The organism is Zongyangia sp. (assembly GCF_965361945.1).
Genome location: NZ_CBDTOK010000107.1, coordinates 22,054 through 42,251 on the forward strand (window position 1 = coordinate 22,054; position 20,198 = coordinate 42,251).

Sequence of the window (20,198 nt, forward strand, 5' to 3'; positions counted from 1 at the left end):
AAAGGAACCGAAAGCTTAGCTTTCGGTCCCTTTTATGGAAAGAAAAAGCCGCCAATTAAGGCGGCTTTTCTCTTTTATTCTTTTACCTGAAATTCCTCTTCCAAAGCAATCAGGGCATCATGATAATTGGCTTCGGTAAAAAGAAAAGAGATATCAATTTCCGAGGTGGTAATGACAAGGATCTCGGTGTCGGCTTTCGCCACCGCAGCAATTGCCGCCGCGGCGACACCATACTGCTCTCTCATTTCTTCGCCGAACAGGGAAATCTTACAGTTTCCACTGCTGACCATAGGCTTGATAGAAGGATAATCCTCTCTGATCTTGGTGATGATGGAAAGAGCAGAGGCAAGATCTTTATCCTCTACAGTGAAAGACAGATTGACGAATTCGCCTTGAGGCGGCGTCTGGGAAATCATATCGATATTGATGTGCCCCGCTGAAAAAGCCGTAAAAATGTGCGCAATAAAGTCCAACTTAGCAGGCGCTTTGTTAAAGGTAATCAGCGCGATATCGTGGACAGCAGTAATTTGTTGCACTCCATTCATGAGAACATCCTCCTTCATTGATGGCAAGGCAATCGCTTACCACCTTAAATTTACACCATATCTTTCATGTTATAAAGTCCGGGTGCTTTGCCACACATAAAGACGGCCGCATTTACCGCTCCGGAAGCGAACACCTCTTTGGACATAGCAGTATGGGAAATGGTGAGTATTTCATCCCGACCAGCAAACATGATGTCGTGTTCTCCCACAATCGTTCCGCCGCGAATAGCATGAATGCCAATTTCGTTTTTGTCGCGTTTTTTCCGTTGGCTGTGGCGGTCGTAAACATATTGCGGCTTCTCACTCAGCACACCGGAGACCGCGTCAGCAATCATCAGCGCAGTCCCGCTGGGAGCATCGATCTTTTGATTATGATGCTTTTCAATGATTTCGATATCGAAAGACCCGCCCAAAACAGACGCGGCTTTTTTAGCAAGCTCTACCATGAGATTAATGCCCAAAGACATATTGGCGGAGAAGAATACCGGAAGACGCTGAGCCGCGGCATGGATTTCTTCAAGTTGAGCTTTGCTGTATCCAGTGGTGGCGAGGACGATGGGGATTTTCTTTTCCTCTGCGTAATCCAGCAGAGCGGTAAGCAGGGAGGGATGGGAAAAATCGATAATTACGTCTCCACCGCCGGTATATTCTGATGGCTTGGCATAAACAGGATAATCGTATTGCCGCTGGGTATTGAGATCAAATCCTGCGACAATGGTACAGTCATCCCGTCCCATGACAATATCTGAGATAACATGCCCCATTTTCCCATTACAACCGGAAAGAATAATCTGTTTCATTTTTAACTTCCCCTTATATTTCAGCCTTTTTCTATTTTACCAGGCCGAATTTTTCCATTTCACCGCGCAGACGGGCCTTATTGGCGTCGTTTAGGCCGACCAAAGGCAAGCGGCAGGGACCTGCTGCGTATCCCATGAGGGAGACGGCCTCTTTGACGGGAATGGGGTTTACATCGCAGAACAGAGCCTGAATGAGGCCACAAAGCTTGGTTTGTAGCGCGGCACTTTCCGCTACCTTGCCGTCGAAGAAGAGCTGGCAAATATCATGGGCTTCCTTGGGCATGACATTAGAAAGAACAGAGATAACGCCCTTCCCGCCCAGGGAGAGGATGGGAACGATTTGGTCATCATTTCCAGAATAAATATCCAGGTCTTCCCCGCAGAGATATCTGGTTTCCAGTATGGCGGAAAGATTGCCATTCGCCTCTTTGGTAGCTACAATGTTGGGATGCTTTGACAGCTCTTTATAGGTAGCCGGTGTAATGTTGCAGCCCGTTCTGCTGGGAACGTTGTAGAGAATCACCGGAAGATCGGTGGTATCAGCCAAAGTCATAAAATGCTTCACAAGGCCGGCTTGAGAGGTCTTGTTATAATAAGGAGTGACATGAAGCAGGGCATCGGCTCCTGCATCTTTTGCCTGTTTGCTCATCCACTGAGCATAGGAAGTGTGGTTGCTTCCGGCACCCGCAATGACAGGGACCCTGCCCGCTGTCTTTTTCACTGCAAAGCGGATAGCTTCCACATGTTCCTCGTCAGTCATGGTCGAGGATTCTCCGGTGGTACCGCAGATGATAATGGCGTCGGTGCCGTTGTCGATCTGAAAATCAATGAGCTGGCCCAGCAGTTCATAGTTAATGGAATCATCTTCGTTCATTGGGGTAATGATGGCGACACCAGCACCGGTGAAAATTGTCTTTTTCATTGTAATTTCCTCCATTCTAACGCATACTGAAAGCGGTTCTTATTACTTCATATGTATCATTTTACTAGTCAAAATATCCCTTTGCAGCCAACAGCTCGGCCAAGAGTACAGCTCCCCCAGCGGCACCTCGGAGGGTATTGTGGGAGATACAGACAAATTTATAGTCGTACTGGGTATCTTCCCGCAAACGGCCAATAGAAACCGCCATGCCATTTTCCAGATTACGTTCGGACCTAGTCTGAGGGCGATCTGCTTCCTCGAAATAATGGAGAAACTGTTTGGGAGCGCTGGGAAGGTTAAGAGCCTGAGGAGTTCCGGAATAAGTGGCCCACTTTTCTTTGATTTGTTCGATGGAAGGCTTCTTATCGAAACTCATGAAACATGCGGCCAGATGCCCATCAGAAACGGGAACCCGGATACACTGAGCCGTAATGGAAGGGGAAGAAACGGGAACAATCTTTCCGTCTTCCACTTTGCCCCAAATTTTCAGAGGCTCCTGTTCGCTTTTTTCCTCTTCGCCGCCGATATAGGGGATGACATTGTCTACCATCTCCGGCCAGGTGGCAAAGGTCTTACCGGCACCGGAAATTGCTTGATAAGTGCAAACCAATGCTTTATTTAAACCAAATTCCATGAGAGGATGAAGAGCTGGAACGTAGCTTTGAAGCGAACAATTGGATTTGACCGCCACAAAGCCTTTTTTAGTTCCTAAGCGCTTTCTTTGGGCGGGGATGACCTCCAGGTGAGCATCGTTGATCTCCGGAATAACCATAGGAACATCGGGGGTAAAGCGATGGGCAGAGTTATTGGATACCACAGGGCACTCCGCTTTGGCATAAGCCTCCTCCAGTGCGCGGATTTCATCCTTTTTCATGTCCACAGCACAGAAAACAAAGTCAACCAATGCGGCAACCTCTTCTACATGAGAAGCATCCAATACTACCATTTTTTTTGCCACTTCTGGCATAGGGGCAGCCATGGCCCAACGGTTACCAACAGCCTCTTCGTATGTTTTGCCCGCGGAACGGGGAGAAGCAGCCAGAGCGGTAAGTTTAAACCAGGGGTGATCTGCCAACAATGTGATAAATCTTTGGCCAACCATGCCGGTCGCTCCGACAACTGCAACACGATATTGCTTCATTTTGTTCTTGACTCCTTCCAGTCTATCAAAATAATATCAGGGGAATACTTGGGGATATGAAAAAAACCGGTTGAAAACCGGCTTTTAATACAATATAATAGAGACATTGACGCTCTTTTCCCTGATGGAGAAAAAACGATAGCTCTTCATCATATTGCATGATGACAGTCACCAGCCTGTTCGACTAAGCAACCAGGTCAGACAGCTGCCGACACTGTCCGCCTTCGGCAACTTTACCTTTCTGTAATCGCTCAAGCGACCTTGGCAGTCTCGCTCTTACATACTTTTTAAAGATGCACCTCTATCCCTGGGCATATTCTTTTTATCTATATTACCATCTGCACAAATTGATGTCAAACTATTTGTGTTCATTTTCATAATTTTGTTGAAAGAGGATAAATCAAATGAAAAAATCGGATTTCTTTTTTGATCTTCCGCCTGAACTAATCGCACAGACCCCCATAGAGCCAAGGGACCATTCCCGCCTTCTCCATTTGGATCGTTTTTCGGGGGAGCTTTCCCACCATCATTTTTATGACCTGCCTGACCTTTTGAAGGCCGGGGACGTGTTGATTGTCAACGATTCCCGAGTGCTGCCCGCCCGTCTTTATGGTGATAGGGAGGATACTGGCGCTCATATCGAAGTTGTCTTGCTGGAACAGAAGCAGATAGATTTGTGGGAAGTGCTGGTGCGCCCTGGGAAAAAGGCCAAACCTGGACATATGCTCGTCTTCGGAGACGGTATCCTGCGAGGAGAAATCGTAGATGTACTAGAAGGTGGCAACCGTTTAATCCGCTTCACCCATGAGGGGAATTTTTACGATGTTATTGACCACATCGGACAGATGCCGCTGCCCCCTTATATAAAGGAAAAGCTCCAAGATAAGGAACGTTATCAGACAGTCTATTCCAAGGAGGTCGGTTCAGCGGCAGCGCCTACAGCAGGGCTTCATTTTACAAAGGACCTCATGAAGGCACTGACAGAGCGGGGAATTAAGATTGGATATGTAACACTTCATGTGGGTCTTGGTACCTTCCGTCCGGTAAAGGTGGAGAATATTGAAGAACATAAAATGCATTCGGAACGCTACTATATGCCCGAGGCCACAGCTCGTCTAATCCGGGAGGCAAAAGAAGCAGGAAACAGAGTCATTGCCGTGGGGACAACTAGCTGCCGCACCTTAGAATCGGTGGCACAAAAATACGGCGATTTTAAAGAATGCTCAGGCTCTACCGATATATTTATATATCCAGGCTATACTTTTCAGGCAATCGACGGGCTAATCACTAATTTCCATCTACCGGAAAGCACCTTGATTATGCTGGTTTCCGCTTTTGCCGGTTACGATCATGTGATGAAGGCGTATGAAGAAGCGGTGAGAGAAAAATACAGATTTTTTAGCTTTGGGGACGCAATGCTCATTATATAATCGGCGTTTATGGATGTGAAAAAGGGGAACTTCTGTTGTAATAGAAGTTCCCCTTTTTAGATAATCTGTGTAGTGGCGGACTGTTACCGTTCCGATTTTATATTTGCCTTGCGGTATTCTGTGGGAAGTATTCCTACGGTTTCTTTAAAAGCTTTGGTGAATTTTCCCTGAGTTTCATAACCTACCTTTTCAGAGATTACGGCAATACTGTCATTGGTGGTTTGCAGCAATTTCATTGCCTGCCGAATCCTGAATTCCTTCATATAGGTAGCAATGGGATAACCATAAACAGCCTTAAAGGCAGATTTAAGCGAAGAGGTATTGATGAGATATTTCTTAGATATTTCTTCTATAGTAAAACGATGTTCTAAATGTTCCACAAGAAAGTCATGAATTTCTTTCATTAATTCTGTCTGTTGCGAAGCATATGGGATTACCTCTTTTCCTTCTGAGGGCTCCCACTGGCTTAAATATAAAAGGAGCTCCTGCGCCTTTAGTTTATAATATGGGAGGAGAAGGGTAGGGGAAAGCTCATAAAGAACATCAAAGATACCCTCAATGATGTTACTAGAGGGAATAGCAACCGGCGTACCTTTTTCACAGAATTTTTGGTGGAGTCTTTGAATATCGATATTTGCTTCCCTGACAATTTGCGGACAGTCATTCTGTAACACTTTGAGATCCAGAGAAAAGGAGAGACCCTCATAGTATCCAAGGGGAAGGGACATTTCAGAATCTGCGCAGCAATCCATGGTACGCAGGCATAAATCTCCCGCGCCCAGATAGACGGAAATATGATTGCGCATATTCCAACCGATGCGTCCTTTTCTACAGTGGCTGACCTCAAGGATGGAATGGATAGCTTTATGGTGAAATTGTACCTTGTCCGCCAAATATTGATGGAAAGAAACTTGAATTCCAGGATAAACCCCAAAACACAGGATCCTACCCTTGCCAGTGGTGTGAGTCTGTAATTCTCCCTCCAAAGGCTCCTGGAATTTTTCTAGACTGTTGCCTTCTTTCATTGCAAAGGAGCCCTCTGCTATATCCTTTAGCGCGTCAGCAATGGCGAGGTAATCATCTTCTCTCATGCTTCACCGCCTTGGGAATTTGACGAATGTGATGTTGATGGACAGGAGATCTCCACCATTTTTTCGATCATTTGATGGAGTAGCTGTACTTGTTTTGTATCGGCAGCCTTATAATATACTTCTTTTCCATCCCTCCGACTGACAATTAACCCGCTGTTTTTCAGCTGCCGCAAATGATGGGAAACCGCAGGACTGTTCATGTCAACAAGGGAGGATAGATTGATAACACACTCTTCACAGTGACACAGTAACCAAAAAATTCGGATACGGCTTCCATCACAGAGCTGTTTAAAAATATCAGCAACAATTTGAAAATCCTCTGTTTTAGGCATATGATCTAAATTCTGCTCAATTAGTTGTCCGTGATCGTGCGGCAATGAACACTGTTGCATTGAGAGATCCTCCTTTTACTTGAAATAGATAAAACGTAGCTCTTTTAGTTTTCAATTTCTTATTGTCTTATTTTGTTCCGTTGTCTGCTGAGCTTTATACTCTTCTCCCCAGTTCCACATAGCGTCAAGAACAGGCTTAAGGCTATAGCCTAGTTCTGTTAATGTGTATTCTACTCGGGGAGGAACCTCAGCATAGACCTTTCGGATGAGCAGGCCACTTTCCTCCATCTGCCGCAGCTGTGCAGTGAGAACTTTTTGACTCACATGGCCGATAGACTTTTTCAGCTCTCCAAACCGCTTGGTCCCCGGCATCAAATCCCGCAAAATGAGAACTTTCCATTTGTCGCTGATCAGTGTTAATGTAGTTTCTACTGGGCAGGATGGAAGCTCTTTTTTTATCGCTGTTTCAACCATTTTGTCCACTCCTTTTCTAATAGTATATTTTAGTAACTATATTTCAAAATAAGACTTATGGAATAAATTGTCCCTACAGATTTATTATAATATTAACGCCCTAAGAATACAAGCCCTGAAAAGGTTGACTTTTGTTAGTGGGCTACAAACAGCATATGAATCACTATCTTTGGCTGGAAAGGAAAGTCTACAGGACAGTAACCAATTGGCCCAAATGGAAACACTTTTAATCCAATTAGAAGGACATCTCGTTACGGCATTGACAGATAGATACATAGCGTCTATTATATAGATAAACGATTAAGCAATCTTTTAATATTTATGAAGAGCACTGGAAAGGGGTTTTACAGATGAAAAAGACATACAAAATTGAGGTAGACTGTGCCAATTGTGCCAATAAAATGGAAGATGCTGCACGACGTACTCACGGTGTGAAAAATGCGGTGGTAAACTTTATGACCCTAAAGATGAATGTGGAATTTGATGAGGGCCAGGATCCTAAGGCCGTAATGCAGGAAGTACGCAAAAACTGCAAAAGGGTAGAGGACGACTGTGAAATCTATCTTTAATAGGAAATAGAAAAGAAACATATAGGAGGAGAGAATATGAGCAAAAAGCAAAAAAAGATGCTGGTACGTATTATTACAGCGGCAGTTATTCTGATTGCCCTGTACTTTATTCCGGTGACAGGTATTCTGCGATTTGCCCTATATTTGATTCCTTATTTTATTATCGGGTATGATATCCTGTTAAAAGCCGCAAAGGGCATAAAAAATCGTCAAATCTTTGATGAGAATTTCTTGATGGCTATTGCGACCATTGGTGCCATTGCTTTAGCTGTTTACGATCAAAGCGGTGACTATACCGAGGCCATCGCCGTCATGCTTTTTTATCAAGTGGGGGAATGGTTTCAAAGTTATGCGGTGGGCAAGAGCCGGCGTAATATCAGTGATTTGATGGACATCCGACCAGACTATGCCAACATTGAACGTGACGGAAAACTGGAAAAGGTAGACCCGGACGAGGTGGAAATTGGCAGTGTCATTGTGGTGCAGCCGGGAGAGAAGGTTCCTATTGACGGCGTCGTAATGGAAGGACTCTCCAGTCTAAATACCAGTGCTCTGACAGGTGAAAGTCTGCCCCGGGATGTGAAAGATGGAGACAAAGTCATCAGCGGCTGTATCAACATGACAGGCGTGTTGAAAATTAGAACCACCAAAGAATTTGGAGAGTCCACAGTTTCCAAGATTCTAGACCTGGTTGAAAACGCCAGTTCTCGAAAGTCAAAATCAGAGGATTTTATCTCTAAATTTGCTCGGATATACACCCCTGCGGTTTGTATTGCGGCATTGGCGCTGGCCATTCTGCCCCCCTTAGTTCGCATGATTGTATTGGGGCTTACAGCACAGTGGCATGTGTGGATCTATCGCGCACTGACCTTCCTGGTTATCAGCTGCCCATGCGCCCTTGTGATTAGCATACCATTGAGCTTTTTTGCCGGTATTGGTGGAGCTAGTAAGGCCGGAGTGTTGGTCAAAGGCTCTAATTATCTGGAAACCCTTTCCCAGACCAAAATTGTAGTATTCGATAAGACGGGCACCTTGACCCAGGGTGTATTTGAGGTCAACGGCATTCACCACAATGAGCTTGAAAATGAAAAGCTAGTTGAGTATGCCGCCTTGGCTGAGAGCGCATCATCCCATCCCATCAGTAAAAGCCTGCAAAGAGCCTACGGAAAGCCCCTGGATCGGTCGCGGGTTACCGATATTCAGGAGATCAGCGGTAATGGGGTCATCGCCAAGGTGGATGGGGTAGAGGTTGCCGCTGGCAATGACAAATTGATGAATCGGCTGGGGATTTCCTATATTCCCTGCCACTCTGTGGGTACCATTATTCATATGGCGATCCGCGGACAGTATGCCGGCCATATCGTCATTTCTGATGTTATCAAGCCCCGTGCGCAGGAGGCGATTCACGCTCTCAAGGAAGCGGGGGTGAAAAAGACCGTTATGCTCACCGGTGATACTCGCAAGGTAGCAGACCAGGTGGCCAAAACCCTGGGACTGGATGAGGTATACAGCGAATTGCTTCCCGCTGGGAAGGTAGAAAAGGTGGAGACGCTGCTAAAACAAAAGCCAGAAAAGGAAAAACTGGCCTTTGTGGGAGATGGCATCAACGATGCACCGGTTTTGCGCCGGGCGGATATCGGCATCGCTATGGGTGCCATGGGGTCTGACGCGGCCATTGAGGCTGCAGATGTAGTCTTGATGGATGACGATCCCATGAAAATTTCCAAAGCGATCCGGATTTCTCGTAAATGTTTGCGGATCGTTTATCAAAATATAGTGTTTGCCATCGGCATTAAACTGATCTGCCTGGCATTGGGAGCGTTTGGCATTGCCAATATGTGGGTTGCTATCTTTGCGGATGTTGGCGTCATGATTTTGGCCGTCCTCAACGCAATCAGGGCCTTGTTTGTAAAGAATTTATAGTCGGTAAATATAAGGCCAGAATCAATAAAAATAGATCATAAAGGAAAAGCCATCGGATATCCGATGGCTTTTCCTTTATGATAAGGCATTAGACTATATTGAAAAGAGAACTTCAGATTGTCGGAGATGATCTCTTTGCTCTCGAAATGTGGTATAATACAGTAGAATCTATGGTCAGATGGGAGAAGTTCCGATGGAAATTATTGTGTGTCTGGATGACAGAAACGGCATGCTTTTCAATCACCGAAGGCAGAGCCGAGATCGTAGAGTCATAGAGGACATCCTGGAGGATAGCAAAGGCAGAAGGCTTTTGATCAGCAGTTTTTCTACTGTGCTTTTTGAGGGAAAGCTGCAGGACGTCATTGTAGATGACCGTCTTCTTTTCTGTGCGGGAGACAATGACCTCTGCTTTATCGAGAATATACCTTTACATCCCTTTGAAGGGAAGATAGGGACACTGGTAGTTTACAGGTGGAACCGTGTATATCCGGCAGATGTTTCATTCGATATTGATCTGAATCATGGATGGAAGATAAAAGATACAAAAGAGTTTTCTGGATATTCACATGAAAAGATAACAAAGGAGATTTATACACGATGAAGAAAAGCATGCTTTCTCTTGTCTCTGTTTTGCTTGTGTTTGTCATCCTCTTCAGTGGATGTGGTCTGGATAGCCCTACGGGAATAGAAGAAAGTTCCCTGCCAACATCCATTGTTTCGCTGGATGAGATTCCAGATTTCAGCGGCTCGCCTTATGTAGAAGTCAACGGAAACCAGCCCTCCTTTTCCGAAGAGGAGAGAACTACGGAGGCGTTTGAGTCATATAGCGAATTAGATACACTGGGAAGGTGCGGGGTCGCTTACGCCTGCGTTGGGCAGGAACTGATGCCCACGGAAGATAGGGAGAGCATCAGCCAGATAAAGCCATCGGGCTGGCAAAGTGTTGAATACGATTTTGTGGATGGGAAGTACCTCTATAACCGCTGCCATCTGATCGGTTTTCAGCTGACAGCAGAAAACGCCAATGAAAAGAATCTGATTACCGGCACACGCTATATGAACGTAGAGGGGATGCTGCCGTTCGAAAATATGGTGGCGGACTACATCAAAGAGACGGGAAATCACGTGATGTACCGAGTGACGCCTGTTTTTGAAGGGGACGACCTAGTAGCAAAGGGAGTTGAAATGGAAGCACTTTCGGTGGAAGATGAGGGAGATGGCGTCTGTTTTCACGTTTATGTCTATAACAATCAGCCCGGCGTAACCATTGATTATCAAACAGGGGAGAGTTGGGCTGGTGATGCAGCGCCCACTACTTCTTCGGAGAATTCAGAAGAGCAATCCTCCGCGGTAGAACAGACCTATATCCTCAATGTCAGTTCCCATAAATTCCATCGGATGGATTGTCCTTCGGTAGAAACGATGAAGGAGAAAAACAAAGAGACATTTACCGGAACCAGAGATGAGCTGATTGCCCAGGGCTATGAACCGTGCCAAAACTGCCAGCCATAAGGACTGGATGTTGATAAAACGCCACATCACAAAAAATTTTCTAAAAAGAGAGTATTTTAATCTAGTTTTAATTTTTCAGGGCTATACTTCAGATACAGTCAAAAATAAATTTGAGAAAGACAGAAAGAAGGTAGCGACTATGAAATTGGATTTTTTGAAAAAGTTAAATACAAAGGTGGTCACCATTGTTGCAGTAATAGTGGTACTTGTAGTGGGATGCGGAACGGCGCTTGCCATTGGACTATCCCATCAAGCGCGGTCTGCCGCTGAAATTACAGAACAAGAAGCCAAGGCCATTGTTTTTTCTGATGCAGGAATCGCGGAATCCGATGTCTTGTCCCTTAAAATCAGCAAAGACAAAGAAAACGGCGCAGATATTTATGACATCGATTTTACAACCAAAGATCGAAGCTATGACTATGATGTGCTGAGAAACTCGGGAGAAATCATCAATTCTTCTTATGAGGTCCTTTCTGCCTCCAATACAGATGATACTCAGAACGGAAGCGGCTCTTCTCAATCTGCTTCATCGAATGTGGGAGCTGAATCCGCAGGCTCAACTTCTTCGCAGACAAATGGGGAGACTAACAGTAGCGCAGGTACCGCCTCCGCAATCACCCAAGATCAGGCAAAGACCATTGCTTTAGAGGATGCTGGTGTTCAGGAATCCGACGCACAGTTTATCCGTGTGCAGGAAGACTATGACGATGGTCGGGCCGTCTATGAAATAGAATTTTATGCCAATGGTACAGAATACGATTATGAGATCGCCAAAGATAGTGGGGCAATTGTAAAATGCGATTATGATATTGAAAATTATACTCCCCAGAGTGGCGCTGGAAGCAACGGGTCGATCATTTCCCTGGAGCAGGCACAGGAACTAGCGTTGTCAAGGGTCAGCGGTGCTACGGCAAGCAATATCCGCATTCATTTGGACCATGATGACGGACGGCAGATCTATGAAGGGGAAATTTACTATAACTGGATAGAATACGAGTTTGAGATTGATGCTTCTACTGGAAACTTCATCGAGTGGAGTGTTGATTATAAAGATTAGTGGTTCTGTCGTGTAATACCAGAAAAACCATCCGCAGCAAGCTATCAATAGCTTGCTGCGGATGGGCAATTTCCAAGGTAGATATGCTGTGCCAGAACAGGAAAGTGGGGAAGAATGATGCGAATTTTGGTTGCAGAAGATGAACGCGACCTCAACAGCCTGCTTAAGAAGAGGTTGAAAGAGGCTGATTACAGCGTTGATTCCTGCTTTGATGGGGAGGAGGTATTTGACTATCTTATGGGAGCGGAATATGACGCTCTGATTTTAGACATCATGATGCCAAAGATGGATGGGATTACAGTCCTCCGCCAGCTGCGAGCGCAGCACAATGCCGTCCCTGTGCTTCTTCTGACCGCAAAAGATAGCATTGAAGACCGTGTTACTGGTCTGGATGCGGGGGCAGACGACTATCTGGTCAAACCGTTTGCCTTTGAGGAGTTGTTGGCGCGGCTCCGTGTCCTTTTGCGCAAACCCATGACAGAGAAAGCTACGATTCTAAAGGTCGGAGATTTATCCCTGCATCTGGATACTCGACAGGTTTTCCGCGGAGAGAAGGAAATCCAGCTTTCCTCCAAGGAATATTCACTGCTGCGCTATATGATGCAGAATGCCGGTATTGTCCTGAGCCGAGATAAACTGGAGCAGCATGTGTGGGACTATGATTTTTCAGGTGGCTCTAATGTGATTGATGTATATATTCGGTATCTGCGGAAGAAAATTGACGAGGGACATGAACAAAAACTAATCCATACGGTCAGGGGCCATGGATATGTATTGAGAGATGAAAAGCCATGAGAAAGATGTCGCTGAAAACAAGGCTTGTGCTGCTGCATACCGGACTGATGATTTTGGTAATGTGTATTATGTTCAGCTTGCTTTTCTCCATCAGTTCCAATGAGATTCTGTCCAATGTCCAGAATACCCTGGAAGAGCGGGTATCCAAATCCATGGAGGATATCGAGTATGAGAATGGCCGCTTGGAATTTGACTCCGATCTGATGGAATTGGACAGCGGCGTTTATCTGTCTGTCTATGAGGAGGGAAGCACCGAGCTGCTGTATGGCAAGATACCCTATGGCTTTTCCTATGACCTGCCCTTTGAAAATGGCAGGATTCGGACGATATCTTCTGGCGCTACGGACTATTATGTCCTGGATATGACCTTTCCTATAGAAAACTATCATCCATTAGTGGTGAGAGGAATTGTTTCCATCACCGATGCCGAACGGGATTTCCGGTATACAGTTTACCTGGCGCTCATTTTATTTCCAGTGCTGATTTTGTTAACCGCAGTGTGTGGTTATCTTTTAAGCCGGCGGGCATTGCTTCCGGTTTCCCAAATCACCAAAACGGTGCAAAAAATCCAAAAAGAGCGGGATCTTTCCAAGAGAATCCGTTTGGGCTCGGGGAGTGATGAGATCTATACCATGGCAAAAACGTTTGACGAGCTGTTAGATACCATAGAGGCAGGGGTTAAACGGGAAAAGCAGTTTACCAGCGATGTTGCCCATGAGCTGAGGACTCCAATCAGTGTTGTTTTAATGCAGTGTGAAGAACTGCTCAATGGCGGCCATCTGGATGAAGAGAGATATAAAGAGGTGGAAGTGATCTACCGAAAGGTGAAGTCCATGTCTGATATGATTTCTCAGCTATTGCTGCTTTCCCGGGCGGACCAGGGCAGAGAAAAGTTGAATTTGGAAGCGCTTGACTTCAGTGAACTTTGCGAAATGGCTGCCGATGAATGGAAAGACATCGCCGCAGAAGCAGAAATATCCCTGGAAGCAGACATCGAAAAAGGACTTTATCTCATGGCAGATCAGACGCTGATGATACGGCTATGGAGCAATCTACTACAAAACGCCATTTGTTATGGGAAGAAAGGCGGACATATTTGGATTTCGCTGCAAAAAGCGGGAGAAAATATAAAAATGAGTGTCAAAGATGACGGAATAGGAATTCCTTCTGATGCATTGCCCCATATTTGGGAACGATTTTATCAGGTGGATCCGTCCAGAAATTCGGCAAGCAGCGGATTGGGGCTTTCTATGGTCAAGTGGATTGTAGAAGCCCATCATGGCCAAATTTCTGTGGAAAGCGAACTTGGCCAGGGTACAGAATTTATCTGTGTTTTTCCTGCCCTGCCACAGGGTAATTCCCGATAATATTAGAATCGGGTAAAGAAATTGAAATAGCACAATAAGAAAATGCGAACGGCGCCGCGGATTTTTCCGCGGCGCCGTTTATGCCACTTAAAAGTTGCTCGTTATTTGATTTGGTACATGTTACTGCAAGTGATAGAAAATTACAACAAATTAGTCGAGAATCCTGCCGTCGGTGGAGATAGTAACAACCTGCCAGGGAATCATTTTTTCGCTGGCTTTCAGAGCGCTTTTTACAGCAGTTTCGATGCCGCCGCAGCAGGGAACTTCCATGCGTACCACGGTGACGCTTTTAATGTCGTTATTCGCAATGATCTGAGTAAGTTTTTCAGCGTAGTCGCCTTCATCCAGCTTCGGACAGCCAATGAGCGTGATCTTGTTTCTGATAAAGTCCTGGTGGAAATTCCCGTACGCATAGGCAGTGCAATCCGCGGCAACAAGCAGATTGGCATTGTGAAAATAGGGCGCATTAACGGGAACCAATTTGATCTGTACCGGCCACTGGGATAACTGACTTGTTACAGGAGCAGCGACACCTACATTCCGAGGAGACTCTTGATGATGGATGGTCTTAGACTGTGTGCCGGGACAGCCGCAGGGAAGGGTGGGATTGGCCATCCGTTGCTTATTCGCCTGAACGGCGGCCTCGTTATAGGCAGGAGCCTCCCTTTCCTCAAAGGAGATGGCGTGGGTGGGGCAGGCAGGAAGGCAATCTCCTAATCCATCACAGTAATCTTCGCGCATGAGTTTTGCCTTGCCGTCCACCATAGCAATAGCACCCTCATGGCATGCTGCAGCGCATGCACCGCAGCCATTGCATTTTTCTTCATCGATTTTTATAATTTTTCTCAACATATTCTGTTTCCTCCATGTTTCTGGACTTTCTGATTGGATTATACTAAAATAGGAGAATAAAATATGTTGGAAATCCAACGAAATGAGGAGAAAAATGAAAAAATATCTGGAAATTCTACAGAGATGTTCTTTATTTGAGAATATTGATCCGAATAGGCTTCTTGTGATGCTTCAAAATCTGGGGGTAAAAAGACAGCAATTTGCAAAAGGTCAGCAGGTATTCTTTGAAGGAGATCCCGCCAAAGAAATTGGCATTGTCCTCTCGGGGCAGGTGCAGGTGGTCAAGGAGGACTATTACGGCAACCGAAATCTGGTTGCTCAGATTGAACCTTCCCAGTTATTTGGTGAGGCATTTGCCTGCGCAGGGGTAGAGGCGCTGCCGGTGAGCGTAGTTGCGGTATGTGAAAGTGAAATTATGCTGATTCGCTGCGAGCAGATTATTGCGCCACAGGAAGCCGACGAATTTCATAATCAGCTGGTACACAATCTTCTCTATGTAGTTGCCTCAAAAAACCTGATTTTAAGTCGGAAAATTGAATTGATTTCCAAGCGCACCACCAAGGAAAAGTTGATGGCATATCTGCTTTCTGAGGCGAAACATAAAGGCACCGCCTCTTTCCGGATTCCATACAATCGCCAGGAACTTGCCGACTATTTGGGGGTAGAGCGAAGTGCCATGTCTGCAGAATTGAGTAAATTAAAAAAAGAGGGAAAGATTAATTTTCATAAAAATAATTTTGTTATATTATAGCCTTTTCAACTTTTCCTTTTAAATAACTTTGTTATAGAGAATTAATGAGCTATAAGTGTCGTAATAAAAGAAAATGGAGAAAAGCAAAAACCGCACGGTCAAGCTACAAACAGCTTAATCATGCGGTTTATTACTTGGTGCGAGCGATGGGACTTGAACCCACACGCCATAAGACACACGCCCCTCAAACGTGCCTGTCTGCCGATTCCAGCACGCTCGCATTCAGCAAGCAATATTATAGCATTTTCTGTAGGTGAAGTCAATCATTTTTTAGCAAATTTCAGCAAACAAAGGAGGCGGTACTTCCTGACTTGGAAGGTTTCACCACCAGTTTGGAAGAAATCCGTTCGGACAACTCGGCTACATGAGAAATAATACCAACCATCCGGCCATCCTGCTGAAGGCTCATTAAAGCGCCAATGGCGCTATCTAAAGATTGGCTGTCAAGGGTACCAAAGCCTTCGTCGATAAACATGGTTTCTATAACAATACCGCCAGAATGCATTTGGATGATATCCGCCAGTCCTAGAGCGAGAGCGAGAGATGCCTTGAATCTCTCGCCACCAGACAAGGTGTTGACATGACGGTGCTTACCGGTATAACTGTCCCAGATTTCCAGGTCTAAACCAGAGGCACGGTTATATTTTTCTTTTTCATCTCTGCGATGCAGCATAAATCGAGAATTTGTCATAGCGATGAGCCGGACATTGGCTGCTTTGATAATATCATCAAAGTAGGAAGCAAGGACGTATCGCTCAAAGTTGATATTTTTAGAGTTTCCACCGTTTGCTACCTTATAGAGATCCCCCAGCACACGATAGCGCTCATATAGAGTATCCATCTGTTTTGCTACGGACCGAAGAGATTCCAGTTGTTTGCGGTTACTCATGGTACGGGCATAGAGGGGTGTATACTGTTTCTCCAGTCGATCAACAGTGGAAGAGAGCTCATCCAGCGTCTGCTGCATGGCCTGAAGATCTACAGGACCTTTACCGGCAGTCTGTTCTTTGAGTGTATTTCGTTCAAAGGTTAATAGCTGCAACTGATTTTTAAAATTTTCTGCTGTTTTTTCCATGGTAGGGATCATGGCTTTCCTTGAAACATACTCATCAAAGGTGTCGCGGTCTTGAAGGATACTGTGCGAAATCTCATATTCGAATTTTTCTTTCATTTTGGCCATGGCCTGCTCAGCTTGAGAAAGCTGAAGGGTGAGAACGCGAATATTTCCATCCAGTTTGTCTTTTTGAGATTTACAATCTAGATATTCTGCCTGTATCTGGACAATATGATCGGTGAGCTTGGTCAGTTGGGATAAAATATCCTTTTTTTCTTTCTCGATTGTAAAAAGTGTACGGCCTTCTTCCAGCCCTTCCGAAAGTTGTTCTATGGACTGGGAAAGCCCTTGCACCAATGAAGCGGATTTAAGACGCCGCTCCTGTAAGGAAAGAATGGCGGCGTCGGCCTCTTCTTTTGAAGCGGTAGCTGGCGTATTTAAAAGCTCCTGGCGGCTCCGCCCAATTTTCTCCAGCATGGTAGCTGCTTCTTTTTCTATGAGTGTAAGCGCTTTATCCGTAGCGTTGCGCAGTGCCTGAAGTGGAGTGGAATCGGTAAGCAGAAGAGAGAAATCTAAGGGAGAATCAAGCTGGCTGTTGATGGAAGAGAGAATGGACTGACCTTTTAGCTGCATTTGATGTAATTTTTGGGTCAGTTGGTCTTGTTGTTCCCACAGCTTGTCAACTTGGCCTTGGGTAATCAGAGGGCCATCCGCCTGGGCTTTGTTAGGATGCTCCAGGGAACCACAGACAGGGCAGGGAGCGTTTTCCTTGAGCTGCTGCGCAAGAAGGATGGCTTGTCCATTAAGGAATTGGTGATAGGACTGCAGGTATGCCTCATAAGCTTTTAATTGTTTTTCCTTACAGCAGCGGCATTGTGCTAATGCTGTCTTTAAGGAATCTACATCAGCCAAAAGACGTTTTTTAGCTTCTATCTTTTCATAGAGAACATGGTAAGCGCTAACGGAGCCGAGAAGAGAGAGATTGCTGTCCAATTTGCGGAGAATATCACGTCCAGAGGCAAGTTTTGTCTTGCTTTCTTCTAACTGCCGCAGCTTTTTGCAGCTTTCTTCCAGTGAGATCTGCAGACGGGAAAGCCTTTCTTTTTCCTTGGTAAGAGCCGGCATAGAATCAAACATTTTTTGGGCCGCCGTCAATCTGGGCATCAGGCCAGTCAGTGTATGTTGGCTCTTATGGAGAGATTCAGAGGTTCCACGGATCTGATTCTCTTTTTCCTGGATCAGGGTCAAAGAGGTAGAAAGCTCCGACGCTGCTTTGATTTTAGTTAGCTCCTTTTGCAGGGCTTCAATGGACGGACGTTCCTTTTCCAGCTCTGCAAGCTGGTTCTCAACTTCCTTAAGCCGATGCAAAGCTTCGTTGTGCTTTCTCGCCGTATCAGGGTGGATGGATTGCTGCTCTTTCCGGAGGGCCTCCATCTCCCGCTGTAGTGTTTTACAGCGGGAGGAGTCAGCTTGGATGGACTCCTTGAGATAGACGGTAATCTGGGGCAGATCGGGATAGGGCGCAAGGATCAGCTGCTGCAAAACAGGATCATCTGTTTCGATTTGTCCCAAGGAGAGCTGTATTCTCGTTTTATATTCAGATAGATTGCTTTCCAGCTCAGAACACATCTGTCCCAGACGGCGAGTAACCTGGTCATAGAGTTTGGTGTCAAAAATGCGGCGAAAGATGTCCTGTTTTTTTGAGCTCTCTGCCTCAAGAAGCTCCTGAAATTCTCCTTGAGGGAGCATCACGATCTGTCGAAACTGCTTATAATCTAAGCCTAAGATTTCCTGAATCTTTGCGTTGACGCTGTCTACACCGGAGATGATGGTACCGTCATCCAGAGTGAGAACTGCTTTGGCAGGAAAAACCTTGAGGCTTTTCTTGTCCCTGCCCAGCCGCAGCTGTTTTGGATAACGCTCAATGAAATAATTTTTTTCACGGACAGAAAATTGAAGCTTGACAAAGCAAAGGGTGGTGTCGTCTGCGTGCTGGCTTTTGAAATTCTCACTTTCCCGGCTGGCGGAGCTGGCCTTTCCATATAAAGCAAAGGCGATCGCGTCAAAAATACTAGTCTTACCAGCGCCGGTTGGACCTGTAATCAAGAAAAGCCGGGTATTGCCTAGTACACGGAAGTCCAAGGTAGTCTCTCCAGCATAAGGCCCAAAAGCATTCATGGTGAGCACAATTGGCTTCACTGTTCGTCACCACCTTCCTCGTTTCTACGCACCTGTTCAAAAACATCGTTCATAATTTGAAACTGTTCTTCATTGAGGGTTTCGCCTTTGACTGCTTCGTAGAATTCTGCGAAAAGATCTTCCATGCCTTTTTTCGCGATATGGGAGGAAGAAGCAGGATGCAGCAAAATTTCTTCATCTTGTTTGACCATGCGAATGCCCAGTACATTGGGATAGATTACCCTGAGTTTGCTCATAGCATCTAGGACAAAGCCGTCGTCGAGAAGATTAACAAACACATAATCCTCCAGATTTTGTTCTGAGAGCATGGTTCGATCGGTCAACTCCGACAGGTAGCCGGTGAGAACCCGTAGATCCCGCAAGGGCGTCAGAGGTATTTTTTTAAAATCCACTTGACCTTTGGGACCCATTTCTACCATAGTGACGGATTTGTTATGTTCCGCTTCACTGATAGAATATTTTAGAGGAGATCCAGAATACCGCATCCATTCTGTACCTACCTTCTGTGGCGCATGAAGATGTCCGAGGGCAACATAATCAAAACAGTCAAAAACAGAGGCATCCACAATGTCGGTCCCGCCTACGCTTACTTCACTTTCGCTGAAGATTAGCTTATCTGGCTCACTTTGTCCTTCTGAGGAAAATTTGCCAAAGAAGCTGTGTCCCACGAGAATATTACGCTGGGAGGCGTCGATTCGATCTACGTTGAGCCGCATGAACTGTGCATAACCGCTGCTTAAGGTCTCTGGCGTTTCTAATTGTGGAAAAGCCGATAGTTCGCTTCTAATGGTGGGAAGATCCACATAAGGAACCAACCAGAAGTGGATTTCTCCATAGGCGTCGGATAGGGTGACCTGTCGTAGCTTGGGGGAAAAGATAGACTCCATATAAAGCCCCTGAGCTTCATAAAGCCGGCTGGCAAAGGCAAGACGTTTGCCTCCGTCATGATTTCCGGAAATGGCGATGACTGGCAGATGAAGCTGCATGGTGAGTTTGCTGAGAAAGTCATCCAAAAGAACCACAGCCTCACTGGGAGGGATGGAACGATCATAAAGATCGCCGGCAATAACGACGCAGTCAGCTTTTTCCTGAAGGGCAATGTCGCAGATTTGATCTAGGATATAGGCTTGATCCTCCAAGAGGCTAAAATCGTTCAGGTTTTTTCCAATGTGCAGGTCTGAGGTATGCAAAATCCGCAATGCAGAGCTCCTTTCTGTCCGATGGCCTTTTCTTTTTATTGTATCCTGTTTCGCCTTTTGGTGCAAGGAGGTACGGCAGCGCAGAAGCAGACATATTTAGCATCTAAAAAGAATAAAATGGGACTGGCAGTAAAAACAGCGATGGGCGCCGGCCATTTTCCGCGCAGATGGCTGACGGAGAGAAA

At 45.6% G+C, this 20,198-nt stretch carries 19 protein-coding genes, 1 tRNA gene and 1 riboswitch; of the genes, 9 read left to right on the top strand and 11 right to left on the bottom strand.

Annotation, left to right across the window (positions count from 1 at the left end):
- Window positions 1-74: 74 nt before the first annotated feature.
- The 4 genes from ACZ25G_RS07220 to asd all read right to left on the bottom strand — a co-directional run bounded on the left by ACZ25G_RS07220 (window position 75) and on the right by asd (window position 3,408).
- A complete protein-coding gene (locus tag ACZ25G_RS07220) occupies window positions 75-545 on the bottom strand; it encodes an ACT domain-containing protein (protein ID WP_191509937.1) in 471 nt (156 codons plus the stop codon).
- Window positions 546-595: 50 nt separating this feature from the next.
- A complete protein-coding gene (gene dapB / locus ACZ25G_RS07225; protein ID WP_191509936.1) occupies window positions 596-1,345 on the bottom strand; it encodes a 4-hydroxy-tetrahydrodipicolinate reductase in 750 nt (249 codons plus the stop codon).
- Between the two features lie 31 nt (window positions 1,346-1,376).
- The gene (gene dapA, locus ACZ25G_RS07230) at window positions 1,377-2,267 is read right to left on the bottom strand and encodes a 4-hydroxy-tetrahydrodipicolinate synthase (RefSeq protein ID WP_191509935.1); all 891 of its coding nucleotides are present in this window, start codon (window positions 2,265-2,267) and stop codon (window positions 1,377-1,379) included.
- A 64-nt stretch (window positions 2,268-2,331) separates the two neighbouring features.
- Window positions 2,332-3,408 (bottom strand): aspartate-semialdehyde dehydrogenase, encoded by a 1,077-nt coding sequence (gene asd, locus ACZ25G_RS07235; RefSeq protein ID WP_463682001.1) that lies wholly within the window; start codon window positions 3,406-3,408, stop codon window positions 2,332-2,334.
- Between the two features lie 131 nt (window positions 3,409-3,539).
- Window positions 3,540-3,720, bottom strand: a riboswitch (Lysine riboswitch).
- A gap of 92 nt (window positions 3,721-3,812) precedes the next feature.
- Here asd and queA point away from each other — a divergent pair.
- Window positions 3,813-4,838: a tRNA preQ1(34) S-adenosylmethionine ribosyltransferase-isomerase QueA gene (queA, locus tag ACZ25G_RS07240; RefSeq protein WP_463682002.1), complete on the top strand. Its 1,026-nt coding sequence runs from the start codon at window positions 3,813-3,815 to the stop codon at window positions 4,836-4,838.
- 83 nt (window positions 4,839-4,921) lie between these two features.
- Here the strand turns inward: queA and ACZ25G_RS07245 are convergent, their stop codons facing one another.
- The 3 genes from ACZ25G_RS07245 to ACZ25G_RS07255 are packed head-to-tail and all read right to left on the bottom strand — an operon-like array spanning window position 4,922 to window position 6,735.
- A complete protein-coding gene (locus tag ACZ25G_RS07245) occupies window positions 4,922-5,929 on the bottom strand; it encodes a helix-turn-helix transcriptional regulator (RefSeq protein WP_463682003.1) in 1,008 nt (335 codons plus the stop codon).
- The gene (locus tag ACZ25G_RS07250; protein ID WP_463682004.1) at window positions 5,926-6,321 is read right to left on the bottom strand and encodes an ArsR/SmtB family transcription factor; all 396 of its coding nucleotides are present in this window, start codon (window positions 6,319-6,321) and stop codon (window positions 5,926-5,928) included. Before ACZ25G_RS07250 ends, ACZ25G_RS07245 begins: the two co-directional genes overlap by 4 nt.
- A 51-nt stretch (window positions 6,322-6,372) precedes the next feature.
- Entirely contained in the window at window positions 6,373-6,735 is a 363-nt protein-coding gene (locus ACZ25G_RS07255; protein ID WP_191482726.1) for a winged helix-turn-helix transcriptional regulator, read from the bottom strand.
- 350 nt (window positions 6,736-7,085) lie between these two features.
- Here ACZ25G_RS07255 and ACZ25G_RS07260 point away from each other — a divergent pair, with 350 nt between their 5' ends.
- The 7 genes from ACZ25G_RS07260 to ACZ25G_RS07290 all read left to right on the top strand — a co-directional run bounded on the left by ACZ25G_RS07260 (window position 7,086) and on the right by ACZ25G_RS07290 (window position 13,958).
- Entirely contained in the window at window positions 7,086-7,304 is a 219-nt protein-coding gene (locus ACZ25G_RS07260) for a cation transporter (protein ID WP_191482727.1), read from the top strand.
- Between the two features lie 36 nt (window positions 7,305-7,340).
- On the top strand, window positions 7,341-9,227 hold the full coding sequence (locus ACZ25G_RS07265; RefSeq protein WP_463682005.1) for a heavy metal translocating P-type ATPase: 1,887 nt from the start codon (window positions 7,341-7,343) through the stop codon (window positions 9,225-9,227).
- A 193-nt stretch (window positions 9,228-9,420) separates the two neighbouring features.
- Window positions 9,421-9,828: a ribonuclease Z gene (locus tag ACZ25G_RS07270; protein WP_463682006.1), complete on the top strand. Its 408-nt coding sequence runs from the start codon at window positions 9,421-9,423 to the stop codon at window positions 9,826-9,828.
- Window positions 9,825-10,739 carry a DNA/RNA non-specific endonuclease gene (locus tag ACZ25G_RS07275; protein ID WP_463682007.1) on the top strand — a complete coding sequence of 305 codons (915 nt, stop codon included), beginning with the start codon at window positions 9,825-9,827 and terminating at the stop codon, window positions 10,737-10,739. The genes ACZ25G_RS07270 and ACZ25G_RS07275 overlap by 4 nt, the downstream gene beginning before the upstream one ends.
- A 154-nt stretch (window positions 10,740-10,893) precedes the next feature.
- Window positions 10,894-11,796 carry a PepSY domain-containing protein gene (locus tag ACZ25G_RS07280; protein ID WP_463682008.1) on the top strand — a complete coding sequence of 301 codons (903 nt, stop codon included), beginning with the start codon at window positions 10,894-10,896 and terminating at the stop codon, window positions 11,794-11,796.
- 117 nt (window positions 11,797-11,913) lie between these two features.
- On the top strand, window positions 11,914-12,591 hold the full coding sequence (locus ACZ25G_RS07285) for a response regulator transcription factor (RefSeq protein ID WP_342681457.1): 678 nt from the start codon (window positions 11,914-11,916) through the stop codon (window positions 12,589-12,591).
- A complete protein-coding gene (locus tag ACZ25G_RS07290) occupies window positions 12,588-13,958 on the top strand; it encodes a sensor histidine kinase (protein WP_463682009.1) in 1,371 nt (456 codons plus the stop codon). The genes ACZ25G_RS07285 and ACZ25G_RS07290 overlap by 4 nt, the downstream gene beginning before the upstream one ends.
- 150 nt (window positions 13,959-14,108) lie before the next feature.
- Here the strand turns inward: ACZ25G_RS07290 and ACZ25G_RS07295 are convergent, their stop codons facing one another.
- The gene (locus ACZ25G_RS07295) at window positions 14,109-14,810 is read right to left on the bottom strand and encodes an ATP-binding protein (RefSeq protein ID WP_463682010.1); all 702 of its coding nucleotides are present in this window, start codon (window positions 14,808-14,810) and stop codon (window positions 14,109-14,111) included.
- Between the two features lie 94 nt (window positions 14,811-14,904).
- Here ACZ25G_RS07295 and ACZ25G_RS07300 point away from each other — a divergent pair, with 94 nt between their 5' ends.
- Entirely contained in the window at window positions 14,905-15,561 is a 657-nt protein-coding gene (locus ACZ25G_RS07300) for a Crp/Fnr family transcriptional regulator (protein WP_463682011.1), read from the top strand.
- Between the two features lie 135 nt (window positions 15,562-15,696).
- Here ACZ25G_RS07300 and ACZ25G_RS07305 read toward each other — a convergent pair.
- The 3 genes from ACZ25G_RS07305 to ACZ25G_RS07315 form a co-directional block, all read right to left on the bottom strand.
- Window positions 15,697-15,781: transfer RNA gene (locus tag ACZ25G_RS07305), tRNA-Leu, on the bottom strand.
- Between the two features lie 60 nt (window positions 15,782-15,841).
- Window positions 15,842-18,814, bottom strand: a complete 2,973-nt coding sequence (locus ACZ25G_RS07310) for an AAA family ATPase (RefSeq protein WP_463682012.1) — start codon at window positions 18,812-18,814, stop codon at window positions 15,842-15,844.
- A complete protein-coding gene (locus tag ACZ25G_RS07315; protein ID WP_463682013.1) occupies window positions 18,811-20,004 on the bottom strand; it encodes an exonuclease SbcCD subunit D in 1,194 nt (397 codons plus the stop codon). Before ACZ25G_RS07315 ends, ACZ25G_RS07310 begins: the two co-directional genes overlap by 4 nt.
- Window positions 20,005-20,198 lie beyond the last annotated feature (194 nt).

Bases quoted from the DNA above. Each gene is read 5' to 3' on its own strand.
- ACZ25G_RS07250 (WP_463682004.1), bottom strand. From the start codon at position 6,321: ATGCAACAGTGTTCATTGCCGCACGATCACGGACAACTAATTGAGCAG.
- ACZ25G_RS07260 (WP_191482727.1), top strand. From the start codon at position 7,086: ATGAAAAAGACATACAAAATTGAGGTAGACTGTGCCAATTGTGCCAAT.
- ACZ25G_RS07265 (WP_463682005.1), top strand. From the start codon at position 7,341: ATGAGCAAAAAGCAAAAAAAGATGCTGGTACGTATTATTACAGCGGCA.
- ACZ25G_RS07275 (WP_463682007.1), top strand. From the start codon at position 9,825: ATGAAGAAAAGCATGCTTTCTCTTGTCTCTGTTTTGCTTGTGTTTGTC.
- ACZ25G_RS07290 (WP_463682009.1), top strand. From the start codon at position 12,588: ATGAGAAAGATGTCGCTGAAAACAAGGCTTGTGCTGCTGCATACCGGA.
- ACZ25G_RS07245 (WP_463682003.1), bottom strand. From the start codon at position 5,929: ATGAGAGAAGATGATTACCTCGCCATTGCTGACGCGCTAAAGGATATA.
- ACZ25G_RS07270 (WP_463682006.1), top strand. From the start codon at position 9,421: ATGGAAATTATTGTGTGTCTGGATGACAGAAACGGCATGCTTTTCAAT.
- dapB (WP_191509936.1), bottom strand. From the start codon at position 1,345: ATGAAACAGATTATTCTTTCCGGTTGTAATGGGAAAATGGGGCATGTT.
- dapA (WP_191509935.1), bottom strand. From the start codon at position 2,267: ATGAAAAAGACAATTTTCACCGGTGCTGGTGTCGCCATCATTACCCCA.
- ACZ25G_RS07285 (WP_342681457.1), top strand. From the start codon at position 11,914: ATGCGAATTTTGGTTGCAGAAGATGAACGCGACCTCAACAGCCTGCTT.
- asd (WP_463682001.1), bottom strand. From the start codon at position 3,408: ATGAAGCAATATCGTGTTGCAGTTGTCGGAGCGACCGGCATGGTTGGC.
- ACZ25G_RS07220 (WP_191509937.1), bottom strand. From the start codon at position 545: ATGAATGGAGTGCAACAAATTACTGCTGTCCACGATATCGCGCTGATT.
- queA (WP_463682002.1), top strand. From the start codon at position 3,813: ATGAAAAAATCGGATTTCTTTTTTGATCTTCCGCCTGAACTAATCGCA.
- ACZ25G_RS07300 (WP_463682011.1), top strand. From the start codon at position 14,905: ATGAAAAAATATCTGGAAATTCTACAGAGATGTTCTTTATTTGAGAAT.
- ACZ25G_RS07295 (WP_463682010.1), bottom strand. From the start codon at position 14,810: ATGTTGAGAAAAATTATAAAAATCGATGAAGAAAAATGCAATGGCTGC.
- ACZ25G_RS07255 (WP_191482726.1), bottom strand. From the start codon at position 6,735: ATGGTTGAAACAGCGATAAAAAAAGAGCTTCCATCCTGCCCAGTAGAA.